General features: G+C 67.8%; 5 protein-coding genes. 1 reads left to right on the top strand and 4 read right to left on the bottom strand.

Annotation, left to right across the window (positions count from 1 at the left end; translation table 11 throughout):
* Position 1 precedes the first annotated feature (1 nt).
* Complete coding sequence (gene treS / locus NQ151_RS14260; RefSeq protein ID WP_257528494.1) at positions 2 to 2,296, bottom strand: maltose alpha-D-glucosyltransferase; 2,295 nt, start codon at positions 2,294 to 2,296, stop codon at positions 2 to 4.
* A gap of 78 nt (positions 2,297 to 2,374) precedes the next feature.
* A complete protein-coding gene (locus NQ151_RS14265) occupies positions 2,375 to 3,109 on the bottom strand; it encodes an alpha/beta fold hydrolase (protein WP_257508967.1) in 735 nt (244 codons plus the stop codon).
* A 227-nt stretch (positions 3,110 to 3,336) separates the two neighbouring features.
* Between NQ151_RS14265 and NQ151_RS14270 the strand changes: the two genes are divergently transcribed.
* Positions 3,337 to 3,621, top strand: a complete 285-nt coding sequence (locus NQ151_RS14270; protein ID WP_257528495.1) for a hypothetical protein — start codon at positions 3,337 to 3,339, stop codon at positions 3,619 to 3,621.
* Positions 3,622 to 3,813: 192 nt separating this feature from the next.
* Here the strand turns inward: NQ151_RS14270 and NQ151_RS14275 are convergent, their stop codons facing one another.
* Both NQ151_RS14275 and NQ151_RS14280 read right to left on the bottom strand, forming a co-directional pair.
* Positions 3,814 to 9,627, bottom strand: coding sequence for a peroxidase family protein (locus tag NQ151_RS14275; protein ID WP_257528496.1), 5,814 nt, complete (start codon positions 9,625 to 9,627; stop codon positions 3,814 to 3,816).
* A gap of 194 nt (positions 9,628 to 9,821) precedes the next feature.
* Entirely contained in the window at positions 9,822 to 12,020 is a 2,199-nt protein-coding gene (locus NQ151_RS14280) for an MMPL family transporter (RefSeq protein ID WP_257528497.1), read from the bottom strand.
* Positions 12,021 to 12,112: the final 92 nt, after the last annotated feature.

Below are 12,112 nucleotides of genomic sequence, written 5' to 3' on the forward strand. Positions count from 1 at the left end.
GTCACCCGGCGTCGGATTGCAACGGCTTGAGCATGAGGAACATCGCTCCATAGGCCGGCAGGGAGACGGCGAAGCTTCGCAGGTCGTCGACCCGCCCGACGGTCTCGCCGGAGGCGGCATCCACCACCTCGCTGTCCGGCACGAGCTGCTCCGACCGTACGGTTCCTTCGGTCGGCTCGGAAGAGAAGTTGAGCACGGTCACCTGGATAGGGGCGTCCGCCTCCGGGTTGCCCTCGTCGAGGCGGTGCACGAGCACGAGCATGCCGGCGTGTGCGACTTCGGGGATGTCCACCTGCGAGGCCGTCGCGATGCCGTACTCCCGACGCAGGTCGAGGATGCTTGCCAGACGTGAGGCGAACGACTCCGGGTCCTCCAGCTGCGCGGGCAGCGGACCGTAGAGCGCACGCCCGCGCGGCATCCCCGCCGCCGAACGCGTCGCCTGCGGGTCGACATTCAGCAGGTCGTGCGCTCCGCGCTCGATCCACCGGGTGTCGCCCGCCGCGATCAGGTCGGCGACGTCGTCGCTGGGGATGGTGAGCATGCCGACCAGATCCCAGCCGGAGAGCGCGAAGACGCCGGGCTGCCATGCGTTGTACGCGCACAGCAGGAGGTGCGCAGCACGGATAGCCGGCACATCGGTCTCAGCGATCTCGTCGAGTCGCGCGATCCCCCTCGTCGCTGCGATCAGAGAGGTCGTCGTGCAGGCGATGCCGTTCTGGGTGAAGACGCGGTTGTAGTCGGCCGTACCGGTGAGAGTCTCGGTGAGTTCGGCGCGCACCAGCTCGGCGAGCTGGCCGCCCGAGATCTCCTGCCCCCGGAAGCGGTACTGATCGTCACCGTGCCGTGTCGCCCAGTGGACCAATTCATAGGTGAGCTCGTCGTGGTTCTGCATCCCGTGCACGAGCTGCACCGGCTGCACGCCGAGCTCGATCGACGTCGTGAGCGCGAGCCGGAGGAACTCCGTCTGACCGGTGGCGAGGGCGTGGTGGTAGCCGGGACGCCCGATGAAGTCGTAGGAGAGGTCGGCTCCGACCGCTGCGGTGTCGCGGATGTCCTCGATCGTGAGGTTGAGCTCCTGGAAGGTGAAGCCGCCGACCTTGCGCACCATTCCGGCGATGATGTGGTTGGCCGCGTGCGAGAGCGGATGCCCCTCCGACCAGGCGGGGCCACCCGCGCTCTTCTCCACGCCGAGGAAGCCGTTCGCGTCGAGGCGCAGGGCACTCGTGCCGAGCTCGCCGAGCGAGTGCAGGGCGTCGCCGATGACGAGACGCATACCCGCGAACGTGGGGTCCAGCCAGTTGATCGAGGGCTGTCCCTGCTTGAAGTAGTGCAGGTAGACCCAGCGGCGCGTGATGCCATCGGGGCCGATCACCGGCGCCGTCGCGCTCCAGTTCGTCTCCTTCACGCCCGGGGTGTAGAAGATGACGCGCTGGAGGGCGCCGATGATGTAGCCGCGCTCCTCGAGCTCCTGTTCGGACGCAGGAGAGAGATTCACGCTGTCGACCCCGTCCGGGACGTCGGGCAGAAGACCCCAATCCTCGGGCACGATCTCGACCATGTGGTAGATCCCGGGGTAGTCCTTGAACCCCATCTCGGCGAGCCGGAAGTCGGCCCCCTTCCCGGTGTGGCCCGGGACGATGTCATCGATGACGCTGCCGCCATGACTGTCGGCGGTGTCGCACAGGGCCCGGAACTCCTCTTCGGTGCCGAACGCGGGGTCGATCTCGGTGCTGATGCGGTCGAAGTGCCCGTCGACGCTGGGGGTGTCCAACCATCCGGCGATGCCTCCGGCCCGTTTCACCGGCCCGGTGTGGATGGCGTTGATCCCGACGCGCTCGAACGCCGACCACAGCTCTTCGTCACCGAGTGCTGCCAGGAACGACTGCCCCGGCCGGGTGATGAGGGATAGCGGGTACGCCGTGAACCACACGTCGGTCGTCGTGATCGCGCGCCTGGCGTCGGGGCGTGCGTAGGGATTGCGCCACATCGCGGGCTGGCCCGCGAGCTGGCGGGCGAGGACGTCCGCGTCCTTGAGCATCGACTGACGCACGAGCCACTCGACGTACGACGGGTTGGTGCCGTTGGCCGTGCGCGGGTCGGTCTTGATGCGGCGCACGCTGCCGCCGCGGAACTGGTCGCGCGGTCGCAGCCTCCTCGGCCGCGCGGGATAGCGCTGCTCGTCGTAGCTGATCTCGACCTTCTCGGTATCGGACTCCTCCTCGCCCAGAGCGGTCATTCCAGTCAGATCGATGGGGCCGGTGTAGAGATCTTCCGGTCGAAATTCGTCGTGCGGCATTGCTCAACGTTAGGCGATCAGAGCTCCCCACAATGACGACTGGTGCACAGCGGCGAAAGGAACTATGGGCTGCCGCCATCAGCCGACCGCTTCCACCGCTGACCGGATCGCGGCGAGAGTGACCTCCGGCCGCGACACCATCGACACGTGCGACGCATCGACTTCGGTGATCGTCGCGTTCGCGCGCTGGGCCATGTGTCGCTGGGTGGCGATCGGAATGACACGGTCCTCGGTGCCCAGCACCGCCCAGCTCGGAATCGACTTCCACGCGGGTGCGGCGGACGGCGTCACGTTCGCGACGAAGGACGCGGGTCGCTGCGTGGCAGCGATGACCCACCGGTCGGCTTCGGAGAGGTCCTGAGCGAAGGCCGTGTGCACCGTCTCCGGCTTCAGGAAGGCTTCGGCGGCGCCCTCGGGAGCACCCGGGTAGCCGGCGACGTCGAGCACCGTCGTCGGGTCGGCAACGGCGAGCGCCGAGCCCGAGCCTTCCAAGATGCCCACGACGGTTTCGCCCTCGTCGGGGATGAAGGCGTCCACGTAGACGAGCGCCCTGACATCGCCGCCGTTCGCCCCGGCGTTGGTGATCACGGCGCCGCCGTACGAGTGGCCGACGAGCACGACGGGGCCGGCGGTGCGCTGCGCGAGGAACGAACTGATGTACGCGGCATCCGAAGTCAGTCCGCGAAGTTCGTTCGGTGGCGCGAGGACCGTGTACCCCTCGGCCTGGAGTGGAACGATCACGGCGTTCCAGCTGGACGCATCCGCCCATGCGCCATGGACCAGGACGATCGTGGGCTTGCTGCTTTCTGGCATCGGACTTCCCCTTCGATAGGTCGCCAAACGGCGATTCGATTCGGGGGGCCGCGCCCTGTGGTACCCAGACGTTGAGCCAAAGATAGAGCCTGACTGCCGGTGTCCGACAGGGGGCACCGGGGGTGAGGTTGACTCTGTTCCGACCACACGGTGTTCACTCAACGACAGGGCCGCGCTCGGGACGTGGATGGATGTCCGGCGATGGGCCCGCGGAGAGGAACGGAATGATGAAAGTCGGAAGAATCGTGCTCTTGGTGGTGGTCATCCTCGCCTGGGTGGTCGCAGCGGGAGGCCTCATCAGCGGCATCTTCGATGTGTCCGCATTCCCCGAGGGGTTGCGCAATATTCTCGAACTGTGGCCGGATCCGGGCACCATGCTGGGCACGGTCGTCCGGTTCGGTGCCGTCGCCGTGCTGATCGCCGCGATCGTCGCCTACCGGGTCCTGGGAAATGCGGACAAGCGACGCGAGCAGGACCAGATCGAATCCGTCCGCGTGACGCACGTGGACTGAGCAGCGCGAGCGAGCAGGCCGTGCGACAGGCCACAACAGGCGCAGGAGGGCCGGCCCGTGAAGGCCGGCCCTCCTGCCGCCGCGCGTCCGGCGCCTCCTGCTACCCCCGGGGAGGGTCGCACATGTGGGAGACGGGGTTCGCGCCGGGGCGGCTGCTCGGATTGCTCATTCTGCTCGTTGCGACCGACGCACTCAGGGAAGCGTGACAGGAACGCTCGTCCAGGCGGATGCCTCATCAGGGTTCTGTGCGCCGTCGAGGTAGGACACGGTCACCCTGATCCAGCGGCCGACGTCAGTCGACTGCGGCGTGTACGCGGTCCCAGGAGGCACGATGGCCTCGGGCGGGTACGGCGTCCACTCGGGCTCGGCTCCCGGAGCATTGGGATCGGTCGCCGTCCACGACCAGGCGTAGGTGAGCTCCCCCTCCTCGGAGATTCCGCCGTCGGGATCGCTCGGCGTGCCGACGAGGATCAGCGCGCCGGGCTGCAGCGGGTCCGCGTGGTCGATCAGCAGCGTTCCCGGACCCGATGGACCTTCCGCGACCGCCGCATCGGACACCGGCGACGTCGCGGTTGCGAAGGAACCGTCCGCAGCCGTCCAACTGGCTGTCACCCGCAGGAGCAGACCGACAGCGGCCTGGTCGGGCACGTAGATCCCCGAACCGGTGCCGAGTGGGTTGGGTAGCTCTTCCCACTCCGTGACGGTCTCGACGGTCTCACCCTCGCCGCCCCACCAGGTGTAGCGGAGGTTGGTCACCGCCTGCAGGTCGAACGGAACCTCCGTCGGGGCGCCGGCCGCATCCGCCGCCCACACGTTGGCCGTGACCGGCTGGGCCTCGATCGGTTCCGTCGGCGTCATCGTCACCGCAGCATCGACCGTGCACGAGGTCCAGCTCGTCCCGTCCTCGGAGAGCTCGGCGCAGCCGTTGAGGAACTGCAGCCGCTCGAAACCGTGAAGGACATCGTTGCCGTTGCTCTCTTCCGGCTCTTCGGCGCCGACGTGAGACACGCGCCAGTAGCCCGAACCGAGCGGACCGATCGGCGTGATCGTGTATTCGGCGAAGGCATTGGCGTAGTACGCGGTGTCGGTGGAGAGGTCCGCGTTGGGGTCATCGACGATGTCGCGCACGATGTTGATCGCGCCTGGGTCGAGCGTGCCGGCGAACACCCGGCTCTGCAGCTGCGACGCACTGTTGTAGAAGTTCGTCCCATCCGTCAGACGCACGCGGAGCATCTTGTCTCCGTCGAGGAAGTCGTCGCCGCCTCGGCCTTCGACCATGTCGCTGCCGGGTCCCGCGATGATCAGCTTGTGCACGCCGTCGACATCGCCTTCAGGCGTGCCCCGCAGGAACGGGAGCGAGAAGTCGCCGAGCGCGACGGGCTCGCCGTCCACCTGGATGACCGGGCGCAGCATCTCCGACAGCCCGGGAATGCGGTCGATCGCCTCCTCCGTCGCCTGGTTCAGCTCGATCTCACTCTCGGAGAGATCGTCGGGCTCGGCGATCGGACCGCGCAGGGTGTCGTTGCCCGATCCGCCGGAGAGTGCTTCGAGCAGGTCGAACCGCGACGGCAGCGGGTTGTTCGGCTCGAACACCCGGTTGAATGCGAAGTCCGCAGTGATCCCGACGCTTGAGCCGTAGTAGGTGAGCCAGTCCCAGCCCAGCCCGCCGTGGTGACGGTCGGTTCCGCCGGAGTTCCCGATGAGGATGTCGTCACCGCCCTCGCCTTCGACGTCGTCGTTGCCGAGCCGGCCTGCCACGACGTCGTTGCCGCCCAGCGTGTCGTTCTGGAACTGGTCGGCGTTGTCGGCTTGGAGCAGGTCGGCGTGCCCGGATCCCTCGACCCAGTCGTCGTGCTCCCCGCCGATGACGGTCATGCGACCTGTCGTGCCGAGCAGGATGTCGTCACCCATTCCGGAGAAGAACGTGGAGGCGTCCCCGCCGCCGTTGACCATGAAGTCGTCGCCGAGCCCACCGATGGCGAGGTCGATACCGCCACCGACGTTGATGGCGTCGTCTCCCTGCTTGCCCTTGAGGTTGTCGTCGCCGAACGAGTCGGTGATGATGTCGTCTCCGGCCCCGCCGACGAGTGCGTCGTTTCCGGCGCCACCCTCGATGCGGTCGCGACCGCTGTAACCCCAGATGGAGTCGTCGCCCTCGTCGCCGCGCAGGTTGTCGTTGCCTGCGGTGCCGTGCATCTCCACGTGCTCGTCGCCCTGCCAGCGCCACTGACCGCCGACGAGACTGAGTCCCGGTTCGCGCTGCCCGGCCGGCAGCGCGGCTTGCTCGTCGATGTCGACGATGGGGTCCTGCAACGCGAAGATGTCGGCGGGCAGATTCGACGCATCCGTATTGCGCTGGATGATGTCAGAGAACGTGTTGCCCTCGAGCGCCGCGAAGAGCTGTTCGCCTTCGTTGCGGAACAGGTAGTAGAACCGGTCACCGAACTGCAGTTTCTCCAGCTGCGTCTCGAAGACGAAGTTGAACGTCGAGCCGAGCATGCCGCCGAACGGGTCCAGCCGCTCTGCGAGGCCGCCGACCCAGAAGTCGACGTTGTCGAGTCCGGTCTCCTGCGCCGCCCAGGCGCCAGTGCTGAACAGGAAGTCCTCCCGGTCTGCGGGCGCCGCCACGATGGGTGGTGCGAGCGCCGCGATCTGCGCCTCGACATCGGCCGACACCGAGCTCGGGCTGCCGACGATCTGAACCTGCTGGACGCCGAGTCGCTGGAGTTCGGCGACCGTGCCCGCCGCGAGTGCGGTCGGCTGCGTCAGCAGCAGCGGACCGCCCGCAACGCCGGCTGCGGGTCCGGCCGCGAGTGCGTCGGGGAAGTTCAGCCCGGTCGTGACGAACGCCGTCTCCGCGCCATCCGGGTAGAACTCCTGGCTCACCTTCACAGCGGTGTCGTAGCGGTTCACCCCCGCGATGCGACGCGTGTCGCCGTGCGCCGCGACCGCCGTCTGTACGGCCGCGCTGACCGACGGGGTGCCGCCGACGATCACGATCTCATCGGGCGCGAGCCGCGCGAGTTCCGCCGCCGTTGCCGGCGGCAGTGCCGTCGGCGTCGTCAACAGGACCGGCGAGCCGTCACGCGCCGCTACTGCGCTCACGGAGAGCGCGTCGGGGTAGTTGGTGCCATCGACCACGAACACCCGGTCCACACCCGGGTCAGCGAACCGCTGGCTGATGAGTGCTGCCGTGTGGAACCGGTTGGTGCCGGCGATGACGTCCACCGCGCCCGAGGTCGCGTACTCACTCATGTTGGCGATCGTCGCTGTGCTGACGGTGGTCGGCCCGCCCAGCACCACGATCCGCTCCGGCTGAAGCCGGGTCAGCTCGGCGGCCGTCGCCGACGGGATCTCACCCTCGGCGCTGTGCGCGACGAGAAGGAGCGGCCCGCCCTCCGCCCGGGCGGCCGCCGCGGCCGCGAGCCCGTCGGGGAAGTTGTAGCCGTTCGTGATGTAGACGACGGGCACGGGCCCGGCCTCGGGGAACTGTCGCTGGCTGACCAGAGCCGCCGTCTGGAAGCGGTCGGAGCCGGAGTGCCGGATGACGAACTCCTCGCCGGGCAGCGATCCGTTGACCAGGAGTGCAGCGGCGATGCGCTTGTCCTCGATCGTCGTCGCCTCCTGGATCGACGGATGCGTCCCGTAGGCCGCCATGAAGTTCACCAGCGATGCCCGCTCACCCGCGCGACCGAAGTTGTTCCCGTTCTTGATGTTGCGCCCGAAGTCGTCCCAGCTCGAGTAGGGAGCGAGAGTCGTATCTCCCGTCGCGTCGAAGAACGTCCGGCGCGCCTCCTGCAGGCCCGGCACTCCGGTGTCACGACCGCGTAGCAGGTTCAGCGTCGCGAGGTCCAGCGGGAGCCCCAGCAGGTTGTTGCGCAGGACATCGACGATGTGCTCGTCGATCTGGCTGCCTACCCGCCCGGTCATGCCGTTGATGAGCGACCCCGCCGCCTCCTCCGACGACAGCGAGCCGTTCTCGTCGAACAGCGTCGGGTTGAGGAATCCCGTCAGAAGCGGGATGTCCTGCATGGCCTGCCCGCCCTCGGTCGACTCGCGTCCGATCTCCTCCGTCATCATCGAGTGTCCGAAACGGTAGACCACATGCGCGAACTCCGCCGTGATCGAGGGGTCGATGGACGGGTTGTAGCTGTTCTCGTTGAAGACCACGGCGTCGAGGTTCGGCGACACCTTGCGGCCGAACTCCTCGAATACGAGGTGCTGGTACTGCATCTCGGTCGCGAACTTCGCCGCCTGGAAGAGCCGTTCCGTGAACGACCAGTCGTCCTGATCCCAGTTCGCCGGCAGGGATGCCGGGCTACCGCCCGCCGGGAAGTACCCGGGGAGGTTCTCCTCGGGCTTGTCGGACACGTACGAGTGCGCCTCACCGCGGAAGGCCTTGACGAATTCGGTGATCCCGCCGCGCTCGGCGGAGTCCTGAGCTTCCAGCTCGGGGCGCTCTCCGTTGAGCACCTGGAGGATCTGGTCGACCATGCGGTTGTGCTCGGCGTGGAACACCGCGTGCACGGCGGTGAGGCCGATGTTCTCGTTCACCCGGCCATCACCGGCGATGTAGTGCTCGTCGAGGGTGGCGTTGTCATATCCGGAGAGCACCGGCTCCCCGTTCTCATCGAGCACGGGGGTGCCGTCCTCGTTGAAGCGCGGGAGCAGGTCGCCGCTGCCCGGGTCCACGACAGGTGTCGAGCCGTGCGAGATGTCGTCGAGGAATGCGTGCCCGGTGCCGAGCACATCATTCGGGACCTCGACGCCGCCCGGAGCGCCTGAGACGAACCCGCTGCCGGTCACGTACTGCGGGTAGCCGTTGGGGCCCGGGACGAAGTTGCCATACGGGTCGACGGCGATCTGCGGGACGTCGAGCAGGTCAGCATCGGTGATCTCCAGTCCCAGGATGTCTCTCGCCTGCGCCTTCACGTCCTTCCACTTGGCCATGCCGCCGGTGTCACCCTCGATGAGGCGGCCGGTCTCCACCGGGACACCCCCTTCGAGGACGTACTCGCGGAGGAAGACCTGGTGGGCCGGGTGCGAGCTGTAGGTCTGGTTCTGGTCGATGAACGGCGACGTCAGGTTCTTGTGCTCGGGAGAGGTCTCGTCCATGCGACTGGCCCGCGACAGGGTGATGTAGTTCGCCTCCGGGTTGCATTCCACCGTCTCGCCGGGACGCTGCCCGCTGGGCGGGCAGTACAGCGGGTCGCCCTCCGACAGCGGCACGATCAAGGTCCCGCTGCCGCCCTTGCCGACGAGGTCCAGACCGTGGTCGAAGAACTGGCCGAAGAAACCCATGAACGTGTTGAACGGCGCCGACAGCTCTTCGTCGGGCGCGGTGTTCGGGATGACGACGCGGTCGGTCCCGGGTACCGGGATGGCGGTGCCGGCTTGGACCTGGTTGGCGATCGCGGGGTTGTCCATCGACTGGTCGACGATCGTGTTGCTGATCTCGCGTGGTTGGGCGTCGTACACGTTGCCGCTCGTCTGGCCGTAGCAGGTCGTCCCTGCTGCGCACCCGGCCGTCTGCTCTGGGGTGTTGGCCTCGAAGCCGAGGTCGAGTTCTTCGGGGTCGGCCTGGCGCCACTCGGCCTCGAGCAGGCGCGGGAACGCGTTGTCGGAGGCGCCGTACTCGGACTGCGTCACCCGCAGGTTGTTGAACGAGCCGTCAACGGTACGCACACCCTTCGGGCGGGCCTCGTCGGATACGCAGTTCTGCGCGGCATCCCCCTGGTCGGTGCACAACAGCTCGTAGTTCGACGGGTTGAGCACGTCAGCGGCATGCGCCTCCGAAACCTGGATCTGCCGGAGGATGAACTCCAGATCGTTCTGAGTGAGGACGAACGAGGGGTCCTCGTCCGTCGCCGCGTGCGCGACTTGCGGTGGCGCGGCGAACAGCAGCGTCACCACCAATCCGGTCACGGTGATGACGGCGAGCGCGAGGCGCCACAGCAGCCACTTCTTCTCCGAGACGTCCCCAAGCGACTGCAGATTCGTGTCCATCGACTTCCGTGCCCTTCAGACCGGGCGATGCGCCCCCAAGCGGAATCCCGACACTTCCCAATGTGCCGGCCGCACCGACCCCAACCGGTGCTGTCTGATTCCTACCGGACCTCACATGGAATAGCAAGGTAATTTTCACGCAATATTCAGATTCGATCCAGGGAGCGCCCAGGTTTTCCCCTGCGTCTGGCGTCTCAGACGGACGCGTGCTCTCTCTCCGGCTGCGTGGCCACGACGGGTGCAGGTCGCACCGCGTGCGCGCTCGGCCACCACGACCGGAAGTCGAGGTCGTACACGAGAGCGGGCACCAGGAGCGTACGCACGACGAAGGTGTCCAGCAGCACGCCGAAGGCGACGATGAACGCGATCTGCGTCAGGAAGAGCAGCGGCAGCACACCGAGCGCGGCGAAGGTCGCGGCCAGGACGACCCCGGCAGATGTGATGACGCCGCCGGTGAGGACGAGACTTCGCAGGATGCCCGCCCGCGCGCCATGGACGACGGTCTCCTCACGGGCGCGCGCCATCAGGAAGATGTTGTAGTCGACACCGAGCGCGATGAGGAAGACGAACGCGAACAGCGGCACCGTCGGATCGGCGCCCGAGAATCCGAACAGCTCGTTGAAGACGATGGCCGACACCCCGAGCGCCGCGCCGTACGACAGCGCGACACTGCCGATCACGATCACCGGCGCCACGAGCGATCGGAGCAGGGCCACGAGCACCGCGAAGATCGCCAGCAGGACGAGCGGGATGATGACCCCGCGATCGCGCAACGCCGCCTCGTTCGCATCGACGTCGATGGCCGTCTGGCCGCCGACGAGGACGTCGGCGCCGACCCGGTCGAGCGCGGTCCGCAGCTCGCGTACGACGGCCTCCGCCTCCGGCGTGTCCGGCGCATGGTCCAGCGTCGCCTCGAGGAGCACGCGATTGTCGATCACCAGTGGCGCGAGTGCGATTCCCGATCCCGCGGCGAACGGCTGGATCCCGTCCGGAGTGACGGGGGTGGGCCCGCCCAGCGTCGCGACGCGGGTGTGATCGACGCCCTCGACCTGGAGGATCGCCGCTGTGACCTCGAGCATGCGGGGCGCGTCGACGACCACCACAGCCGGAGTCCCCGAGCCCGCAGGGTAGTGCTCGGCGAGCACAGCCAGCCCGTCGCGCGCCTGCGACTGCCCCATGACGTATTCACTCGACGGCGAGCCGTCGGCGCGTAGCTGGGTGAGTCCCAGCGCCATGACGATGAGGGCGAGACCGGTGACGATCCACACCCTGCGATGCCGGCGCGCGACGAAGCGCGCGACGCGCGGCCACAGACCAGCGCCCGCCACGACGTCCGCGTGCTGTTCGTGGGCGACGAGCCGACGCGGCCAGAACGCGGCGCGGCCTGCCCACATCAGAAGGGCGGGCAGGAGGGTGAACGTGGCCAGGAGCGCGAAGGCGATCCCGATCGACGCGATCGGCCCGAGGGTGCGATTCGAGCCGAGTTCGCTCACCAGCAGCACCATGAGCGCCGCGATGACCGTAAGGCCGGATGCGAGGATCGGCTTCCAGCACCCCTTCAGCGCATCCCACGTGGCGTCCCACTTCGACCGCCCGCGCGCGAGCGCCTCGGTGTAGCGACTGATGTACAGAAGCGCGTAGTTGGTGCTCGCCCCGACCACCAGGATGAGCAGGATCCCCTGAGTCTGGCCGGCGAGGAGCACGGCACCAGAACGAGCGAGACCCGCGACGACGAGCACGGCCCCGCACAGCGCGGCCAAGCTCGTGAAGACCACGATGAGGGGCAGGAGCGGCGAGCGGTAGACGGTGATCAGGATGAGCAGCACCGCCCCGAGTGCGGCGAGGAGGAGTAGCCCGTCGATGCCGGAAAAGGCGGCGATGACGTCGGCGGCGAAGCCCGCCCCGCCCGTGATGTAGACGGCCGTTGCATCCGGCACCGCTTCCTGCAGCCCTGTCCGCAGCTGCGCGACCGTCTCGTCCAGTGCGCCCTGCGAGTCGACGGGGATGACGAACTCCGCGGCGAGCCGGTCGTCCGAGACGATGAGCGGAGTCGACCGGAACAGCGCCAGTCCCTCGATCTGCGGCATCCGCTGGACTTGCCGTTCGATCAGCGGCGCCGCATGGTCATCGAGCGGTTCGTCGAAGGTGAAGACCGCAACCGCGTACGAATACCCCTGCACCCGGAACTCGTCGTCGAGTCGGTCGACCTGCGTCGACTCGGCACTGTCGGGCAGGAAGTGCACACGATCGTTGGTGCCCAGGTCGTTGAGCTGGCTGAACATCCGCCCGCCTCCAAGGAAGATCGCGAACCACAGGACGATCACCGTCGCCGTGATCGCGATGCGCGCGCCCCGCGAGGCGCTCTCACGCCGACGCGCTGCTGGATTCCCCATACCGGCCCCCCAAGGTGGTGTGGGAGCAAAGATAGGGGGATTCCCCGTCTGAGATCCACCTTTAGCTGCTCCTTTACTGCAGCTCAGGAGAA

Source organism: Microbacterium sp. zg-YB36 (genome assembly GCF_024623575.2).
GTDB lineage: Bacteria > Actinomycetota > Actinomycetes > Actinomycetales > Microbacteriaceae > Microbacterium.